This window comes from Sinorhizobium chiapasense, assembly GCF_036488675.1.
Taxonomy (GTDB): Bacteria; Pseudomonadota; Alphaproteobacteria; order Rhizobiales; family Rhizobiaceae; genus Sinorhizobium; species Sinorhizobium chiapasense.
In genome coordinates, this window is sequence record NZ_CP133152.1 from 1527865 (window position 1) to 1546257 (window position 18393).

Genomic DNA, 18393 nt, shown 5'->3' on the forward strand with positions numbered 1-18393 from the left:
CCCGCCCTCACTTCTTCTTTTTGGTCGCATAGGACATCGCCATCAGCCGGAACTTGTCATTCATCATCACGGCGAGCAGCAGGAGCGCGCCGATAATGACGCTGCCAAGGTTGGGGTCGATTCCGGTGAAGTAGATGCCCTGGTTGACGATTGCGAAGGTGAGCGTACCGAAGACAATGCCCACCACCGATCCGGCGCCTCCGGTCAGAAGCACACCGCCGATGACCACGCACATGATCGAATTGAAGATGAACGATTGCCCCGCGAGTACCTGCGCGCTTTGGTAGACGAGCACCTGGCTGACGCCGACGAAGGCGGCAGAGAAGCCCGACAGCATGTAGAGCGCGACGGTCAATCTCGCCGTCGGGATGCCGGCGTTGCGGGCCGAGACCTTGTCGCCACCGAGAGCAAAGATCCAGTTGCCCACGGGCGAGACGTGCAGCAGATAGAAGAACGCCGCCACGAACAGCACCCACCAGAAGATCGTCACCTGAAACATGCCGCCGACAAAATCGCCGAGGATCGCCTTGACTGTAGGGCTTGGCACGAGCGACACGCCGGTGCTGCCGGCGATGAGCACGGTGAAGCCCAGCGTCAGGCCCATGACGCCGAACATGGAACCGATGGTGACAATCAAGGACGGCACCCCCGTGCGATTGACGACAAAGCCGTTGAGAAAACCGACGAGGAGCCCGACACCCAGACCGGCGAAAATCCCGACAATCTCGGGAAGGCCGTAGTGGCCGGAAATGATGGCGACCGTCAGAGATGCCGCCGGAATGACCGCGCCGATCGATAGGTCCATTTCGCCTGCGATCATCAGGAGCCCAACCGGGAGAGCGACGATGCCGATCTCGGCGGCGACGTTGAGCCAGCTCGCATAGCCCGCGGAGGACAGGAAAGCCTGGCCGCCCACCAGGGCGAAGAAGACGAACACCGCGATCAAGCCCAAGAGCGATCCCGCTTCAGGTCGCCGGGAAAGCTGGCCGATGGTCGCCTTGATATTCTGGTCACCTGTAGGGACCGAGGAGACATGGGCACTATTTGTCGTGTTCATTTGATTACCACCAACGAAGCCGCATGACCGGTAACGGTCGCCGCTATTGGAAGACTGGAAGCGGCCTGCCTCAAGCGACAGGCAGCTTCACGACGTTCCGCCGAAGTTTATCGGGCGCCCGCCTGCACACCCGCCAAGGTGGCCTCGACGTTCGCTTTATCGATCACACCGGGGCCGGTCAGGATTTCCCGGGTCGGCACGGTGAGGCCGTAGTTGACGTTGGCGTTCAGGATCGAGACTGCCAGGTAGCCCTGCAGGTAACCCTGCTGGTCGATCGCGCAGAGCTGGGTGCCGCTCTTGATGTTGTTCAGGATCGTTTCGTCCATGTTCATGCCACAGACGTGCACCTGCCCCTGCTTGCCGGCCTGCGTCACACCGTTGACCGCCGAGTTCGTGTCGACGTTACCGATAGCGAACACGGCTTTGATATCCGGGTTCTGCAGCAGGTGCGCCTTCAAGGCCTGCGCCACGGCCGTCGCCGAACCGAAGGAGGTTGCCGGCAGCGGCAGGGACGAGCCGACACCGCCGCCTTCGGTGACGCCATCGATCATGCCTTTGCAGAAGGCTTCGATGTTCGCTGCGCCGGGCAGCGTGTTGAGGCAGATGGCGTTTTTCAGATCATGCTTGGCGAAGTAGGTGCCAGCGGCCTTGCCAGACAGGTAGTCGTTGGAGCCGACGTAGTTCATGGCGCCCAGGCGATCGGCAGCTTCGATGCCCCCGGCATTATAGATGACCAGCGGAATTTTGGCGTCGACAACCGCTTTGAAGGCGGGGTCCATGGCTTCCGGCACCCAGTTAGGCCCAACGATCGCATCGGCGCCCTGGTCGATCGCTTGACGGATCAGTTCCGCCGCATCGACGCCAAGGTTGTCGTAGTTCTGGGGCCCGAGCCAGGTTACCTTGCCGCCCTGCGCCTCCACCACCTTGCCGGCGTCCTCGGCGCCACGCTTCACGATCGACCAGAACGGATCGTCCGGCTTGCCGCCCACAACGAAGATGTTGGCAGCCATAACGGCCGTTGCAGTGCAAGTGATGATGGCGGCAGCCGACACGGTTGCCGCAAGACGGCGAAATTTAGTCATCTCATTCTCCTCCCTTGGCCCGCCTCCCTGGCGTGACCGTGAGGAGAAACATATCGACTGCTTGAAATTTCAGAAATGGCAAATAATACTGAACATACAAAAAGTATCATGCAGTGTCATTCATAATGATACAATCACCGCCGCGAGAGGAGGAACATCATGCGTCGGCCGACCATTGCCGATCTTGCCAAAGAGGCGGGCGTCTCAATCTCAACGGTCAACAGGATCCTCACCGGCACCGCTTCGGTTAAAGGCACCACCGTGCAGCTCGTCCAGGCTGCCGCAGAGCGCATTGGTTTTTACGGCGTCGGCGCTATCGAGGACCGGCTGCGGAAATCGGCACCGAAATATCGGCTTGGCTTTCTGCTGCAGCAATCCAGCCGGGAGCTTTACCAGCTCTTCGGCAAGAAGATCGTCGAGGCCTGCCGCGCAAGGCGTGATGAGGTCGTCGATCCGGTGATCGATTTCGTGGACCTTTTAACGCCTGAGAATATCGCGGGTCGACTGAAGGCCCTCGGTGAAGCCTGTGACGCCGTCGCCGTGGTTGCAGCAGATCATCCCGTCATCGCGCAGGCCATCCGCGAACTGCACGACCATCGCAAGCCGGTCACCGCCTATATTACCGATCAATCAGCCCGGGAAAGAGCCGCTTACGTTGGCTCCGATAATTGGAAAATGGGGCGAACGGCGGCATGGCTTATCGGGCACATGACGCCCGAGCCGGGGCGGATTGCTGTATTCATCGGCAACCACCGCTACCAGTGTCAGGACGTCGCCGATGCAAGCTTCCGCTCCTATATGCGGGAACATGCGCCGCATCTGACCATTGAGGACAGCCGCCCCACCCATGAGGAACCGAGCGAGGCCTACCGGATGGTCCAGGAGTTGCTCGCGACAACGGATGACCTCGCCGGCATCCTCATCGTCGGGGGCGGTATCTCCGGGGTTTTGCGAGCGCTGAGAGAAGCCCCCGAGGATCGGCGCAGGAGCATCCGCGTGGTATGCCGGGATATCGGCCCGGAGACCCGAAAGGGTCTGTCCGAGGGACTGATTACCGCGGCCCTCTGTCATCCGCTGGAGCAGACCTCCGCCACGCTGGTGCAGACAATGATCGAGACGATCAATCAGGACGTACCGGGGAGCACAATCCACCGCACCGTCCCGTTTGACATCGTGACGCCGGAGAATATGTGAGACGCCCCCCGTCAGCAGCATTCATTCATATTGTCGCGGAAACTGTCCATCAGTAAGAAGTCAGCGTCACATTCAGGCACCGCAAACGAGCGCGCGGTCTACGGATTGGCCGGTCTTCCGGACATTGGCCAGAGTAGCGGCAAATCATGTGCCCATTCGAGAGCTGAATAAGCTCTACCGTCCGCGGTAGACCAAAGCGGCCGATGACATCGCTGATAGCCGTTCCGTCTCCCGTGTCAAACGTTCGCGCAGCGGTGATCGGATGCAAACCGGATCTGTTGTGCTCGCGTCGCCGGCAAGCGCCATCGCCTGACAACGGCAGCCGCCGAAGTCTATTTGCTTGCGCTCGCAACCGCGACAGAGTTCCGGCATCCAGGCCTCACCACGATAGGCGTTGAAGGCGTCGCTCTCGTACCAGATCCCGGAGAGCGTGTCTTCGCGGACGGTCTTGAAGGTGAGGCTCGGGATCGTTTCCGCAGCGTGGCACGGAAGCACGCGACCGGACGGCGTGACGTTCAGGCCGACGCGGCCCCAGCCGCCCATACAGGCCTTCGGGTACATAGAATAGTAATCCGCCGGCACATAGTCGATCACCAGGATACCCTGATATTTTTCCCGTGCTAGGGCAACGGTTCGCGTGGCGTGCTCGGCTTGTTCGCGCGTCGGCATGAGAGCCGCCTTGTTGCGCTCGGCCCAGCCATGAAACTGCACCGTCGCAATCTCCACCCGCCGCGCGCCAAGCCGGATCGCAAGCTCGATCATACCGTCGATCTCGCCCATGTTCTGCCGGTGGCAGACAGCGTTGACCGTCAACGGGATGCCGGCGCCCGCCACCCAGTTTGCGACAGCCATCTTTCGTTCATGGCCACCCTTGTAGCCGCCGATCCGGTCGGCGCCTTCGGGGGAAACACCCTGGATCGACAACTGAATGTGGTCGAGACCGGCCTCGGCCAAGTCGTTGACTCTCGCCTCCGTCAAACCCACGCCCGACGTGATCAGGTTGGTGTAGAGCCCCAGCGAGACCGCCGCCCGCGTCAATTCGACAAGATCCCGTCGCGCCGCCGGCTCCCCACCGGACAAGTGCAGATGCAGCACGCCGAGGTCGGCCGCCTGGCTGAAGACGCCGATCCATTCCTCGGTCGACAGCTCCTCGTCCGCCGGCGTCAGGGCGGTCGGGTTGGAGCAATAGGGGCAGGCCAGTGGACAGCGATGCGTCAGCTCCGCCAGCATCGCCATCGGCGGCGGCACGCGCTGAACAGGGGCGGCGGAATGGTTTGTGGAGGCGATCGTGCTGCTCATTCGACGATCTCCAGCAGGCGGCGGATGGCAAGCTCGTGGGCGAAAGCCCTGACGTCGCCGGCTATCTCGGCGGCCGGGGCGTCGAACTTGGCGGCAAAGTCGTCGGCGATCCGGTCGAGGCTCCGCTTGCCGTCAAGCGCTTGCACGATCGCGACGGCAATATCGTCGAGCGCCATCGCACGCTCCGGTGCCAACAGGACCATCTGGCCGCGAACCGGATCCTCGTGCAGCCGCACGCCGCGTGCCAGCTTGACGACGCTCGCCCCTGAAATCACCGGCGTGTCGGCGCTCATTCCGCCGCCTCCCTCGCCGTCGGACCGCCGACAACACCTTGCTCGCCGTCCCAGCCGCCCGGCGGGATCCGGCCGGGCATCACATAGGCGGAATAAAGTGCGTCGAGTTGCGACCACAGAACGTCCGTCTTGAAGGTGAGCGCCGCGGCGACGGCATCCTGTTTTTCGGCCGTGTCGGCGTGGTCGAGCACATAGGCAAGGCCGAATTCGACGTCGCGCGGCGCCTCCGCCAGTCTTTGGCGGAAGTAGGCGAGCGCCTCGTGGTCCGCGAACGCATAGTGCTCCAGCAACCCGGCAATGCGCTCCGAGTGGATCTTGGGCGCAAAAAGCTCGGTGAGCGAGGAGGCCACCGCTTCAAGGAGCGGCTTCTCCCGCACAAACGACACGTAGGCGTCGACGGCAAATCGGGTCGCAGGCAGGACGCCCCTCGTCGAAGCGACATAGGCGGGGTCGAGGCCGACCGCTTCCGCGAGACGCAGCCAGCGGCGGATGCCGCCACCCTCGTCGACGCCGCCGTCATGGTCTTCGATCCGCGAGCGCCAGGCCCGGCGCAGGTCCGGGTCGTCGCAGCGCGACAGGAAGGCCGCGTCCTTCATCGGAATCCGGCTCTGGTAGTAGTAGCGGTTGATGACCCAGGCGCGGACCTGCGTCATCGTTGAGCGGCCGCCGTGGAGCATCGCATGGAAGGGATGCTTGTCGTGATAGCGTTCGTTGCCGATCTCCAGAAGGCGGGCGTGAAAAGCCTGCTTGTCAGTTGCCGTCGTCACAGCCGGATCTCCATGCCGTCGAAGCCGACTTCAAAGCCGCGGCTTTCCACCGTTGCGCGCTCGGGACCAGCCCGCCAGATCGGGTTCGTGTTGTTGATGTGGATATAGACCTTTCGGCGAATGTTCAGGCCATCGAGCGCGTCGAGGCTGCCGCCCTCGCCGGTGATCGGCATGTGGCCCATGCGGCGGCCCGTCTTGCGCCCCGTACCCGTCGCGATCATCTCGCGGTCGGTAAAGAGCGTGCCGTCGAAGAACAGCGCGTCGGCATCCCGGAGGCGCATAGCCAGGGTGTCATTGATCATGGCGCAGCCCGGAATGTAATAGACGCGCTCGTTGCCGGCCCTGAGCTCGATCCCGACCGTGTTCTCGCCCTCGACGCTCAGATCCGGTTCGCCCTCTTCACGGAAAAGCGGAACCTTGCCGGGAACGCCGAAGAGCCGCGCCTCGAGGTCGGGAAGTGGAGAGAAAGCTTCCTCGATTGCGACGCTCCTCCTTGAAACCAGCTCCGGATCGAGGACGCCGAAGACCGGATTCTCGGCGATGATCTCGCCGACCGAGCCGGTGGAAAACACCGTGAACGGCTGTTTCTCCCGCAGAACGAGAAGCCCAGCAAGATGATCGATGTCGCCGTTGGTCAGCACCACGCTTTTGATCGGCGTGTGACGCAGCCGGCGCGGCTGCAGGAGACGATTGTGCTCGATCTGCTGGCGGATGTCCGGGGAGGTATTGAAGACGGCCCAGGCTTCGCCATCAAGGCTGACGGCAAGCGATGATTGGCTCTGCGGCTTGACGGCGGAGCGCGGATCGCGCGCCATCGTGCAGTTCAGGCAGCCACAATTCCACTGCGGAAGACCGCCGCCCGCGGCCGCCCCCAGAACGATGATGCGAAGATCGGACGATTTCTTCACCGGATTAACCCGATCCTCCTATAGCCGCGTCTTAGAGCGGGATGACAAAGCGTCTCGCGGCTTCCGCCGGCATCCCGCTCTAATTTCTTGGAATGGATTACGGTCGCGATTTTGCGTCGATTCGACCGGAACCATCGCGATCTAGAGCATCCCGCTTTCAAGTGGAATCACTGAAAGCGGATAAGATGCTCTAGAATCAAAGGCTAGAGCGCCCTTTGTGCGTTCACTTGAACGCACGGCGCTCTAGAACAGGATCGGTTCATCCCCGTCCGCTGGAGCGTAGCGGGTGATTTCCATCGCGCAGCTGACTTCAATGAATTTCGGTTTATGCCAGGACATGTCTCCTCCATTCGTCCAGATCAGTGTGCTGCCCTTGATTGCCGGCGCTTCGCAACCGGGCCGAACACGAAGCAAGCTTTGCTCTTGAAGAGCGCCGCTTGGGTGAAGAGCCGGAACGGACGCCGCCGCACCGGCATTCCCGACGTCGCCATCGCCGGGTTTCGAAACCGCTGTCGCCGCAGGCCGGACCTGACGGCGACCCGTAACCGGTGATCTCGTGCGAGGGTCCTCCACTCTCCAGTTGAATGGTATCAATCGTTCAGTGGCCTCACAATTAAGACCAAGGTGGCGGTCGACACCAGGTTTCCCGCGCGGGAGCGCTGGCTTTACGCCCTTCCGTCGCTGCGCGCAGCCTATCCGGCTTAACGGAACGCGTTCGCCGGATAGGGCTTGCTGACCACCGGCAGATATCGCGCGCCCTGCGCCAGCAGGAACCGCTCGAAAGCCTGCATCGCCGGGGTCGTGGCGCGGTCCGAGCGTGATACGCTGAACCATTGCCGGCGGATCGGCGTCTCGACCACGTCGAGTATGACCAATCGGCCGAGCTTCACCTCCTGCTCGATAGTATGGGCTGAGATGAAGGCAATCCCGAGACCAGCGATGACAGCCTGCTTGATCGTCTCGTTCGAGGCGATCTCCGTGCCGAGTTCCTCCAGCTTGTGCGGCGTGTTGCTCAGAAAGATCTCAAGCGAGATGCGCGTCCCCGAACCCTTCTCACGCACCAGGAACTGCTCCTGCGCAATCCGCTCCCGCGAAATTTCCAGGACTGCTGCGAGCGCATGACCGGCGGAGGCGATGAAGACCAGTGGGTGATCGCCAAACACCTGTGCGCGCACCTCGAAGTCGCGCGGTGGCCGTCCCATGAGGGCAATATCGATTTCGTGATCCCTCAATTTGGCGATGATCTCGGCGCGGTTGCCGATGAAGAGATTGATCTCGATGCCCGGAACCTGATCGCGGAAGGCGGCAATCAGTTGCGGCGCGAAATATTTTCCGGTCGACACGACACCGAGACGCAACCGCCCGGTCCTGAGGCCCTTGATGGCATCGATCGAATCCTCGAGCCCGACGAGGCTGTCCTCGACCGCCCGCGCCGCCTCCAGGAAAGCAATACCGTAGGCCGTCGGAACCATGCCGTTGCGCGTTCTGTCGAACAGCGGGACGCCGGCGTCCCGTTCCAGCTGCTGGATTTGCAAGGTGAGCGCCGGTCCGGTCACACGCAAGGCCTCGGCCGCGAGGTTGATCCTCCCCAGCCTGCAAATGGCCTCGACAATGCGGAGTTGGCGAAGGGTCACGTTGCGCATGCAGATAGCAAAATAAGTAAAGCTAACTTCGGTAGTCAATCGAATAAATTTTACAAATCGATCTTTTGCGCCATCCTTTCCTGGACATCGTGGGAGGAGACATCATGTCAGGTGCAACTCTCGAGGCCTATCTCGCCTCACGTACAGCCAATGGCGACGAGCTGGCGCGGGACGTGGCCACAGTGATCCAGAGGCTGGCAACGGCCGCACTCGTCATCCGTAAAATCATCAATCAGGGAGCGCTCGACACCGCGTTCAACGGTAGTCGCGGCGACAGCAATTCCGACGGCGACCTGCAAAAGCATCTGGACGTCCTGTGCAACGAGCTTTTCCTGTCGTGCCTGCAGGGGGCACCGGTCGCATACTACGCCTCGGAAGAGCTGGAAAAGCCTGTCCCGCTCGATCCGACGGCGCATCTGGCGGTTGCCATCGATCCGCTCGACGGTTCCTCGAACATCGCCAACAACGTCTCCATCGGCACGGTCTTCTCCGTGCTGCCCGCCGTCAAGGTACCGGATTTGGATCCCACGCAGTCCTTTCTGCAGCCCGGAAACCAACAACTGGCGGCCGGCTTCTTCGTCTACGGACCACAAACCGCGCTCGTCCTGTCGCTCGGAAAGGGCACGGAGATCTTCATCTTCTCCACGCGGCTCGGATGCTTCGTAGAGGCCTACAAGTCGGTCAGCATCCCGGAGCGCACCAGCGAATTCGCGATCAACATGTCGAACTATCGACACTGGGAAGAAGCGATCCGGCTCTATGTCGACGATTGCCTGGCAGGCTCGGAGGGGCCGCGCGAACGGGACTTCAACATGCGCTGGATCGCCTCGCTGGTCGCCGAGGCCTATCGGATCCTGGTCGGCGGCGGGATATTCCTGTACCCCGCCGACGGCCGAAAGGGCTACAGCCAGGGCCGGCTGCGGCTGGTTTACGAGGCCAACCCGATCGCCTTCATCGTCGAGAATGCCGGCGGCGCGGCCACAAACTCGATCACACGCATTCTCGATCTCGTTCCGGAAACCCTGCACCAGCGCGTGCCGCTGGCTTTCGGCTCGCGCCGCGAAGTGGCGCGCGTCGCCCGCTATCACGTCGACCCGAACATGATTGGCGAACGCGCACCGCTTTTCGGCAAGCGCGGTCTGTTTCGGGCCTAAAGGAGACCGGTATGTCAGCCAGATACCCAATCATATCGATCACCGGCTCCTCCGGCGCCGGCACCACGACGGTGAAGGACACCTTCGAGAAGATTTTCAAGCGCGAGAACATCTCGGCGTCCTTCATCGAAGGTGATGCCTTCCACCGCTACGACCGCGAAACCATGCGCCGCAAGATAGCGGACGAGAAAGCGCGAGGCGTCGACTTCACCCATTTCTCCGCCGAGGCGAACGAACTGGAAATCCTGGAAGGCGTCTTTGCCGAATATGGCAGACGCGGCGTCGGGCGCACCCGTCACTACGTGCATGATGAGGCCGAGGCCGTGAAATACGGCGCGGAACCCGGTACGTTCACGAACTGGGAAGAGTTTGGCGACAGCGATCTCCTGTTTTACGAGGGATTGCATGGCTGTGCCGTCACCGACACGGTCAATCTGGCCCAGCATTGCGATCTGAAGATCGGCGTCGTTCCGGTGATCAACCTCGAATGGATTCAGAAGATCCATCGCGACAAGGCGACGCGCGGGTACTCCACCGAGGCCGTGACCGACACGATTCTGCGGCGCATGCCCGACTATGTTCACTATATCTGCCCGCAGTTTTCGCTCACGGACATCAATTTCCAGCGTGTGCCGATCGTCGACACGTCCAACCCCTTCATCGCCCGCTGGATACCGACGCATGCCGAATCCATCCTGGTTATCCGCTTCGCCAAACCGCAAAGCATCGATTTCCCCTACCTGCTGTCGATGCTCAACAACAGCTTCATGTCACGCGCCAATTCCATCGTGGTGCCGGGCGACAAGCTCGATCTCGCCATGCAGCTGATCTTCACCCCGCTCATCCACAAACTGCTCGAGCGCAAACACCGCATGTCGTGAGGAGGACATCATGAATGTTTCGCAGCAGATCGAAACACGGGCCGCCGCATCGGAACGCAACATGGCCGATGCCATCCGGTTTCTCGCCATGGATGCCGTTCAGAAAGCCAATTCCGGCCATCCCGGGATGCCGATGGGCATGGCCGACGCGGTGACCGTGCTCTTCAATCGCTTCATCAAGATTGATCCCTCCCTGCCCGACTGGCCGGATCGCGATCGTTTCGTGCTTTCGGCTGGCCATGGGTCGATGCTCCTCTATGCCATCCATCACCTCATCAGCTTTGCCGACATGCCGATGACCGAGCTCGCGGCCTTCCGCCAGCTCGGCTCGAAAACGGCCGGCCATCCCGAATACGGCCATGCCCTCGGGATCGAGACCACCACCGGCCCGCTCGGTCAGGGAATTGCCACAGCCGTCGGCATGGCAATTGCCGAGCAGATGATGGCCGCCCGCTTTACGAGTTCGCTCTGCAACCACTTCACCTATGTGGTGGCCGGCGACGGCTGCCTGCAGGAGGGTATCAGCCACGAGGCGATCGACCTTGCCGGGCATTTGAAGCTGCGCAAGCTCATCGTGCTCTGGGACGACAACCGGATATCGATCGACGGTTCGACCGACCTCTCCACCTCGATGAACCAGCTTGCACGTTTCCGCGCGGCCGGCTGGGATGCGCAGAGCGTCGACGGCCACGATCCGCAAGCCGTGGCGAAGGCGATCGAGCGGGCGCGCCGGACCCGCAAACCGTCGCTGATCGCCTGCCGCACCCGGATCGGCAAGGGTGCAGCCAGCATGGAAGGCTCGCACAAGACTCATGGGGCAGCACTCGGCGACAAGGAAATCGCCGCGACGCGCGAGAAGCTCGCCTGGCCACACCCACCCTTCTTCGTGCCGGCCGAGATCAAGTCCGCCTGGCAAAGTGTGGCGGTGCGGGGCCGGGTGGCCCGCGAGGCATGGGAAATCCGACTGGACGCTTCGCGCTCGAAGAAGCGCTACGAACAGACCATCGCCCGGGACCTGGGAGGGGGTGTGGCGGATCTGCTGGCAAAATTCCGAGCCGCGCATCGCAAGAGAGGCTCCAAGGTCGCCACACGGCAGGCCTCGCAGATGACGCTGGAAGTCATCAATGGCGCGACGGCCCTGACGGTTGGCGGCTCCGCCGATCTGACCGGCTCGAATCTGACGATGACGTCGCAGACTCAAGCCATTGCGCCTGGCAATTTCAAAGGCCGCTACCTCCATTACGGCATTCGCGAGCACGGCATGGCGGCCGCCATGAACGGCATCGCGCTCCATGGCGGCTTCATTCCCTATGGCGGCACCTTCCTGGTGTTCTCCGACTATGCGCGCGGTGGGATCCGTCTTTCGGCACTGATGGGTCTGCCCGTCATCTACGTACTGACCCATGATTCCATCGGGCTCGGCGAGGACGGACCGACCCACCAGCCGGTCGAGCATCTGGCGATGCTCCGTGCCACCCCCAACCTCAATGTCTTCCGGCCCGCCGACATCGTCGAGACGGCCGAATGCTGGGAGATCGCGCTCGGCGAGAAGAAGAGGCCGAGCGTCCTTGCCCTTTCGCGGCAGGCTCTGCCCATGCTGCGCCAGACGGATGGGGACGAGAATTTGTCGGCGCGCGGGGCCTATGTGCTGCAGGAAGCGCGCGGCCCCCGCGACGTCACGCTGCTTGCCACCGGGTCCGAGGTCGAGATCGCCGTCGCTGCTGCGGAGCGCTTGCAGGCCGAGGACATCGAAGCGGCGGTGGTCTCCATGCCTTGCTGGGAGAAGTTCGAGGCACAGGACGCAGCCTATCAGGGCCAGGTCCTCGGAGATGCGCCGCGCATCGCCGTCGAGGCGGCCGGCCGCCTCGGCTGGGACCGCTGGATGGGGCCGCACAGTGCCTTCGTCGGCATGCTCGGCTTCGGTGCCTCGGCGCCGGCCGGAGACCTCTACCGCCATTTCGGCATCACCGCCGACCACATCGTCGCCGAAGCTCTGAGGCTTGTTCGCGACGATTTCCGGGAGGCGCCCCGCATCGGCGCCCGGACCGACTCGCGGATCGGTAAAGACGTCATCGCATCGTCCAGGGAGATTTGACCATGGCCCGTATCACGCTCCGCCAGTTGCTCGATCACGCCGCCGAACATGGCTATGGCGTACCGGCATTCAACATCAACAACATGGAACAGGGCCTCGCGATCATGGAAGCGGCGCGCGCTTGTGATGCGCCTGTGATCCTGCAGGCCTCGCGCGGCGCCCGCTCCTATGCCAACGACATCATGCTCGCCAAGATGATGGAAGCGCTTGAAGTGATGTATCCCGACATCCCGCTCTGCATCCACCAGGATCATGGCAACAACGTCGCGACCTGCCTGACCGCGATCCAGCATGGCTTCACCTCGGTGATGATGGACGGTTCGTTGAAGGAGGATGCGAAGACCCCCGCCGACTACGCCTATAACGTCGCGATCACGGCGGAAGTCGGCCGCCTCGCCCATATGGTCGGCGCTTCCGTGGAAGGTGAACTCGGCTGTCTCGGATCGCTCGAAACCGGCCATGGCGAAGCCGAGGACGGCCACGGTTTCGAAGGGGCGCTCGATCGTTCGCAACTGTTGACCGACCCGGATGAGGCCGCCCGATTCGTCGCCGAGACCGGGGTCGATGCGCTGGCCGTGGCCATCGGCACCTCGCACGGCGCCTACAAATTCAGCCGCAAGCCGACCGGCGAAGTGCTCGCCATGGACGTGATCGAGAAGATTCATCATCGGCTGCCGGACACCCACATCGTCATGCACGGCTCCTCCTCGGTGCCGCAGGAGTGGCAGGATGTCTTCAATGCCCATGGCGGCGAAATGCGGGAAACCTACGGCGTGCCGGTCGAGGAGATCGTGCGGGGTATCCGCTTCGGCGTGCGCAAGGTCAATATCGACACGGATCTGCGCCTGGCTGCAGCCGCCGCCTTTCGCCGCGTTGCCGACACGATCCGCACCGAGTTCGATCCGCGCAAGTTCCTGAAACCCGCCATGGACGCCATGTCGGCCGTGTGCAAGGCCCGTTTCGAGGCCTTCGGAACCGCAGGCAACGCCTCCCGCATCAAGGTCGTGCCGATGTCGGACATGGCCCGGCGCTACGCAAGCGGGTCGCTGAAACCCCAGACGGCGCGGTCGCAAGCCGCCTGACCACATCCAGAGGAAAGGACTGTGTCATGAACGCCGACGCAAAGACTGAGATCAAGGGCAAGGAACGCTACAAGGCCGGCGTGCTCAAATACGCGCAGATGGGCTATTGGAACGGCGATTACGAGCCGAAGGACACCGATCTGATCGCGCTGTTCCGGATCACGCCGCAGGAGGGTGTCGATCCGATCGAGGCGGCCGCCGCCGTTGCCGGCGAAAGCTCGACAGCCACCTGGACGGTCGTCTGGACCGATCGTCTGACGGCTTGTGACCAGTACCGGGCCAAGGCCTACCGCGTCGACCCGGTACCCGGAACACCCGGGCAATATTTCTGCTATGTCGCCTACGACCTCATCCTGTTCGAGGAAGGATCGATCGCCAACCTGACGGCGTCGATCATCGGCAACGTCTTCTCGTTCAAACCGCTAAAGGCGGCAAGGCTAGAGGACATGCGCTTCCCCGTCGCCTATGTGAAGACCTTCAAGGGTCCCCCGACCGGCATCGTGGTCGAGCGCGAACGGCTCGACAAGTTCGGCAAGCCGCTGCTCGGTGCTACCACCAAGCCGAAGCTCGGGCTCTCGGGCAAGAACTATGGCCGGGTCGTCTACGAGGGCCTGAAGGGTGGTCTCGACTTCATGAAGGACGACGAGAACATCAACTCGCAACCCTTCATGCATTGGCGCGACCGCTTCCTCTACTGCATGGAGGCCGTCAACCACGCCTCCGCCGTTACCGGCGAGGTCAAGGGGCACTATCTCAACATCACCGCCGGCACGATGGAGGAGATGTACCGCCGTGCCGAATTCGCCAAGGAACTCGGCTCGGTCATCGTCATGGTCGATCTCATCATCGGCTGGACGGCAATCCAGTCGATCTCGGAATGGTGCCGGCAGCACGACATGATCCTGCACATGCACCGGGCCGGTCACGGCACCTACACGCGGCAGAAGAACCACGGCATTTCCTTCCGCGTCATCGCCAAATGGCTGCGGCTCGCCGGCGTCGACCATCTGCATGCGGGCACTGCAGTCGGCAAGCTCGAAGGGGATCCCTTGACCGTGCAGGGCTACTACAATGTCTGCCGGGAAATGAGGAATGAGGTCGACCTTCCGCGAGGTCTCTTCTTCGAGCAGGACTGGGCCGACCTCAAGAAGGTCATGCCGGTGGCGTCGGGCGGTATCCATGCCGGCCAGATGCACCAGTTGCTCGATCTTTTCGGCGACGACGTCGTGCTGCAGTTCGGCGGCGGCACGATCGGTCACCCCATGGGCATCCAGGCAGGAGCCACCGCCAATCGGGTCGCGCTGGAAGCCATGGTGCTCGCCCGCAACGAAGGCCGCGATATCGCCCATGAAGGTCCTGAGATCCTCAGGGCGGCGGCCAAGTGGTGCAAGCCGCTCGAAGCGGCCCTCGAGATCTGGGGCAATATCAGCTTCAACTACACCCCGACGGACACCTCGGATTTCGTACCGAGCGTAAGCGTTGCCTGACGGAGATAAGGAGAGACGGACATGCGTATCACCCAAGGATGCTTCTCGTTCCTGCCGGACCTGACGGATGAGCAGATAACGGCGCAGGTGGAGTATTGTCTCGGCAAGGGATGGGCGATCGGCGTCGAGCACACCGACGACCCGCACCCCCGCAACACCTACTGGGAAATGTGGGGCAATCCGATGTTCGACCTCAAGGATGCCAAGGGCGTCATGATGGAGCTGGAGGATTGCCGCAAAGCCCATCCACAGGAGTACATTCGCCTGAATGCATTCGATTCCAGCCGCGGCCTCGAGACCGTGACGATGTCCCTCATCGTCAACCGTCCCGACAACGAGCCGAGCCTCAGGATGAGCCGGACGGAAAGCCGCGGCCGCAACCAGCACTACGCCTGGGAAACGCAACGGTAGAGGGAGCAGACGAGATGGCGATGGCCGAAACCTCATCGGGCACCGAAGGCCTGCCGACATCGGTCGACCTCGCCGAGGAATACAGGGCCTCCGGCGTCGCCGAAGTCCTCGACGAACTGGATCGAGAGCTCGTGGGCCTGAAACCCGTGAAGCGGCGGATCCGCGAGACGGCCGCCCTGCTGCTCGTCGAGCGGGCCCGCCGTGCAATGGGCCTGACCCATGAAGCGCCGTCCCTGCACATGAGCTTCACCGGCAATCCCGGCACCGGCAAGACAACGGTCGCCTTGCGCATGGCCAATCTGCTGCACCGGCTCGGCTATATCCGCAAGGGGCATCTGGTGTCGGTGACGCGCGACGATCTGGTCGGGCAATATATCGGCCACACCGCGCCCAAGACAAAGGAGGTTCTGAAGAAGGCAATGGGCGGCGTGCTGTTCATCGACGAAGCCTATTATCTCTACCGGCCGGACAACGAGCGCGACTATGGCCAGGAAGCGATCGAGATCCTGCTGCAGGTGATGGAGAACAACCGCGACGACCTGGTGGTCATTCTCGCCGGCTATGCCGACCGCATGGACCGTTTTTTCGAGAGCAACCCGGGCTTCCGTTCGCGCATTGCCCACCACATCGATTTTCCCGACTACGACGACGGGGAACTCCTGTCGATCGCAGAGAGCATGCTTGGCCGTCAGGGCTATCGCTTTGACGCCAAGGCGACGGCGGTGATGGGCGACTACATCGCCCGGCGGCGACGCCAGCCGCATTTCGCCAATGCGCGCTCGATCCGCAACGCGCTCGACCGGGCGCGGCTGCGACAGGCGAACCGCCTGTTCGAGGAAAGCGTCGCCCCGGTCGACGCAGAGCAACTCTCAACCATCACCGCTCGGGATATTTCCGCGAGCCGCGTGTTCAGCATGGGTGAGCCCAATCATCCGGAGACATCGTCATGAGCGAGAAGACCATCATAGCCCCCTCGGTTCTGTCGGCTGATTTCTCGAGACTCGGCGAAGAGGTCGAGACCGTCTGCCGGGCGGGTGCCGACTGGATCCACCTTGACGTGATGGACGGCCATTTCGTGCCGAACATCACCTTCGGGCCACCGGTTGTCAAAGCGATCCGGAACCGAACAGACAAGGTGTTCGACTGTCACTTGATGATCGCACCAGCCGATCCGTTTCTCGGTGCCTTCGCCGATGCGGGCTGCGACATCATCACTGTCCATGCCGAAGCGACCACCCACCTCGACCGGTCGTTGCAGGCGATCCGCGACCTCGGCTGCAAGGCCGGCGTGTCGCTCAATCCCTCAACACCGGAGAGCGCCATCGAATATGTGCTGGACCGACTGGACCTCATCCTCCTGATGACGGTCAATCCGGGTTTCGGCGGCCAGGCCTTCATTTCATCCGTGGTCGAGAAGGTGCGGCGCGTGAAGTCGATGATTGGCAGCCGTCCGATCCACATCGAGATCGACGGCGGCGTGACGCCGGAAACAGCGCCGCTCGTTGCTGCAGCCGGGGCGGACGTGCTGGTCGCCGGCTCCGCAGTGTTCAAAGGCGGCAATGCGGAGGCCTACGCGAAAAACATCGCGGCCATCCGCGCGGCCTCCGATGGCGCCATGAAGAAAGCGGCATGAACCATGGCCGCCACACCTCCTGTCTGTGAGTTCGGCTGGCCGGCGGTCGACGCGAGGCTCCCCGGCGTCGACGGCCTCACCCATTCCATATTCGATCAGGCCGGCCCGAAAGGGCTGGTCGTTGCCTTCATCTGCAATCACTGCCCCTATGTGAAAGCGGTCATCGCCCGGATCGTTCGGGACGCGATCGGCCTCAGGGCTCACGGCGTCGGCTTCGTGGCGATCAACACCAATGACGCCGATACTTATCCGCAGGATTCGTTCGAGAACATGAAGCGCTTCGCTTCTCAAAACGCCCTGCCCTTTCCCTATCTCTACGACGAGGACCAATCCATCGCCAAAGCCTATGGCGCCGTCTGCACGCCAGACTTCTTCGGCTTCAGCAAGGACATGACGCTGCAATATCGCGGACGACTGGACGCCTCACGCAAGGAGATCGGCCCCACCGATCTAAGGCGCGACCTTTACGAGGCCATGGTCATGGTCGCGCTGTTTGGCAAAGGTCCGTCGGAACAACAGCCTTCGATCGGTTGCTCCATCAAGTGGAAGATGTCCGCCCAGGAATAGGGCTATTCCATCGACTCCGCAGCACCCCCTCTGCCCTGCAGGGCAGAGGGATATCGAGGGCTCGGCTCCAACCAACTTGGCCGTAAACGCCTCAGACCCCGCCCGTTGGGAGCGCCTCCCGGAAGGAGGCAAACGGGCAGGGTCCGAGGGAGGAGGCGTTGGGCTCGTGTGTCAGGCCGGCAGGGCACCGGACTGTTTGGCGATATGTGTCGCGATTGCATCCATTAGCGCCGGAGACAAGCAGTCGTAGGGTTGCAGGCCGAGTTCCGTCAGGCGTGCACGTATTTCCGGCATCCTGTCGGGGCTGACGCCGCTTTCGATCACGGAAGATACGAAGGCCGCGAACTGCGGCGGCGACCAGCCCGTCTCGTCGCTGAGCTCGGTATGCACAAAGTCCAGGCCATAGAAGGGATGCTTGGTATTCTCGATCCGGCCATACATGTGCGTGCCGCAATCCTTGCAGGCGTAACGCTGGATCGTCGCATTTGGATCGACAATCTGCAACCTTTCCGAACCTGATGCGACGTTCACCTTGTCACGGCTGACGACGGCGATCTGCGCAAAGGTGGCGCCCTCCGGCTTCCAACATTTCGTGCAGCCGCAAGCATGGTTGTGCGCCGTCTGCGCACCGATCTCGACGGTCACCGGATTGCTGGCGCATTTGCATTGCAGCGTGCCGCCCTGAAAGCCCGGGCTGGCCGGCGGAAAGCCGTTGTCGATGGACGGATGTAGCTTAAGCATTTGTTCCTCCTCTCTCTTGAACGTCTTCAGGTCCTTCCCGAGAAAGCAGGATCAAGGCAAATGCCGTCGGCGGCAATATAGCGGAAAGTGGCGGTTTTC

Annotated in this window: 19 protein-coding genes; 10 read left to right on the forward strand and 9 right to left on the reverse strand. The window is 62.3% G+C overall.

The features are described from left to right. Positions 1 to 7 precede the first annotated feature (7 nt). Both RB548_RS31615 and RB548_RS31620 read right to left on the reverse strand, forming a co-directional pair. Positions 8 to 1057 carry an ABC transporter permease gene (locus tag RB548_RS31615; RefSeq protein ID WP_331376311.1) on the reverse strand — a complete coding sequence of 350 codons (1050 nt, stop codon included), beginning with the start codon at positions 1055 to 1057 and terminating at the stop codon, positions 8 to 10. A gap of 107 nt (positions 1058 to 1164) precedes the next feature. Further along, the gene (locus RB548_RS31620) at positions 1165 to 2139 is read right to left on the reverse strand and encodes a sugar ABC transporter substrate-binding protein (protein ID WP_331376312.1); all 975 of its coding nucleotides are present in this window, start codon (positions 2137 to 2139) and stop codon (positions 1165 to 1167) included. Positions 2140 to 2298: 159 nt separating this feature from the next. Here RB548_RS31620 and RB548_RS31625 point away from each other — a divergent pair, with 159 nt between their 5' ends. Next, positions 2299 to 3333 carry a LacI family DNA-binding transcriptional regulator gene (locus RB548_RS31625; protein WP_331376313.1) on the forward strand — a complete coding sequence of 345 codons (1035 nt, stop codon included), beginning with the start codon at positions 2299 to 2301 and terminating at the stop codon, positions 3331 to 3333. Between the two features lie 174 nt (positions 3334 to 3507). Here the strand turns inward: RB548_RS31625 and pqqE are convergent, their stop codons facing one another. From pqqE to RB548_RS31655, 6 genes are all read right to left on the reverse strand, one after another. Then, entirely contained in the window at positions 3508 to 4632 is a 1125-nt protein-coding gene (gene pqqE, locus RB548_RS31630; RefSeq protein WP_331376314.1) for a pyrroloquinoline quinone biosynthesis protein PqqE, read from the reverse strand. Further along, on the reverse strand, positions 4629 to 4925 hold the full coding sequence (pqqD, locus tag RB548_RS31635) for a pyrroloquinoline quinone biosynthesis peptide chaperone PqqD (RefSeq protein ID WP_331376315.1): 297 nt from the start codon (positions 4923 to 4925) through the stop codon (positions 4629 to 4631). The genes pqqE and pqqD overlap by 4 nt, the downstream gene beginning before the upstream one ends. Beyond that, positions 4922 to 5692: a pyrroloquinoline-quinone synthase PqqC gene (gene pqqC, locus RB548_RS31640; protein ID WP_331376316.1), complete on the reverse strand. Its 771-nt coding sequence runs from the start codon at positions 5690 to 5692 to the stop codon at positions 4922 to 4924. The genes pqqD and pqqC overlap by 4 nt, the downstream gene beginning before the upstream one ends. Further along, on the reverse strand, positions 5689 to 6600 hold the full coding sequence (pqqB, locus tag RB548_RS31645) for a pyrroloquinoline quinone biosynthesis protein PqqB (RefSeq protein WP_331376317.1): 912 nt from the start codon (positions 6598 to 6600) through the stop codon (positions 5689 to 5691). The genes pqqC and pqqB overlap by 4 nt, the downstream gene beginning before the upstream one ends. A 243-nt stretch (positions 6601 to 6843) precedes the next feature. Next, positions 6844 to 6939, reverse strand: coding sequence for a pyrroloquinoline quinone precursor peptide PqqA (gene pqqA / locus RB548_RS31650; RefSeq protein ID WP_026187092.1), 96 nt, complete (start codon positions 6937 to 6939; stop codon positions 6844 to 6846). A gap of 362 nt (positions 6940 to 7301) precedes the next feature. Beyond that, positions 7302 to 8243 carry a LysR family transcriptional regulator gene (locus RB548_RS31655; RefSeq protein ID WP_331376318.1) on the reverse strand — a complete coding sequence of 314 codons (942 nt, stop codon included), beginning with the start codon at positions 8241 to 8243 and terminating at the stop codon, positions 7302 to 7304. Positions 8244 to 8347: 104 nt separating this feature from the next. On the opposite strand from RB548_RS31655, the gene RB548_RS31660 reads away from it, so the two are divergent. From RB548_RS31660 to RB548_RS31700, 9 genes are read left to right on the forward strand one after another with little or no spacing between them, the layout of a single operon-like run. After that, on the forward strand, positions 8348 to 9397 hold the full coding sequence (locus RB548_RS31660; protein WP_331376319.1) for a class 1 fructose-bisphosphatase: 1050 nt from the start codon (positions 8348 to 8350) through the stop codon (positions 9395 to 9397). An 11-nt stretch (positions 9398 to 9408) separates the two neighbouring features. Then, positions 9409 to 10278, forward strand: coding sequence for a phosphoribulokinase (locus RB548_RS31665; protein ID WP_331376320.1), 870 nt, complete (start codon positions 9409 to 9411; stop codon positions 10276 to 10278). Positions 10279 to 10288: 10 nt separating this feature from the next. Continuing rightward, a complete protein-coding gene (gene tkt / locus RB548_RS31670; RefSeq protein ID WP_331376321.1) occupies positions 10289 to 12373 on the forward strand; it encodes a transketolase in 2085 nt (694 codons plus the stop codon). 2 nt (positions 12374 to 12375) lie between these two features. Then, a complete protein-coding gene (fba, locus tag RB548_RS31675) occupies positions 12376 to 13455 on the forward strand; it encodes a class II fructose-bisphosphate aldolase (RefSeq protein ID WP_331376322.1) in 1080 nt (359 codons plus the stop codon). Positions 13456 to 13481: 26 nt separating this feature from the next. Further along, on the forward strand, positions 13482 to 14942 hold the full coding sequence (locus tag RB548_RS31680) for a form I ribulose bisphosphate carboxylase large subunit (protein ID WP_331376323.1): 1461 nt from the start codon (positions 13482 to 13484) through the stop codon (positions 14940 to 14942). Between the two features lie 21 nt (positions 14943 to 14963). Then, positions 14964 to 15353 carry a ribulose bisphosphate carboxylase small subunit gene (locus RB548_RS31685; protein WP_331376324.1) on the forward strand — a complete coding sequence of 130 codons (390 nt, stop codon included), beginning with the start codon at positions 14964 to 14966 and terminating at the stop codon, positions 15351 to 15353. 14 nt (positions 15354 to 15367) lie between these two features. Then, a complete protein-coding gene (gene cbbX, locus RB548_RS31690; protein WP_331376325.1) occupies positions 15368 to 16303 on the forward strand; it encodes a CbbX protein in 936 nt (311 codons plus the stop codon). Beyond that, a complete protein-coding gene (gene rpe, locus RB548_RS31695; protein WP_331376326.1) occupies positions 16300 to 16986 on the forward strand; it encodes a ribulose-phosphate 3-epimerase in 687 nt (228 codons plus the stop codon). Before cbbX ends, rpe begins: the two co-directional genes overlap by 4 nt. Positions 16987 to 16989: 3 nt before the next feature. After that, on the forward strand, positions 16990 to 17553 hold the full coding sequence (locus RB548_RS31700; RefSeq protein ID WP_331376327.1) for a thioredoxin family protein: 564 nt from the start codon (positions 16990 to 16992) through the stop codon (positions 17551 to 17553). 171 nt (positions 17554 to 17724) lie between these two features. On the opposite strand, the gene gfa is transcribed toward RB548_RS31700, so the two are convergent. Continuing rightward, on the reverse strand, positions 17725 to 18294 hold the full coding sequence (gfa, locus tag RB548_RS31705; protein ID WP_331376328.1) for an S-(hydroxymethyl)glutathione synthase: 570 nt from the start codon (positions 18292 to 18294) through the stop codon (positions 17725 to 17727). Positions 18295 to 18393 lie beyond the last annotated feature (99 nt).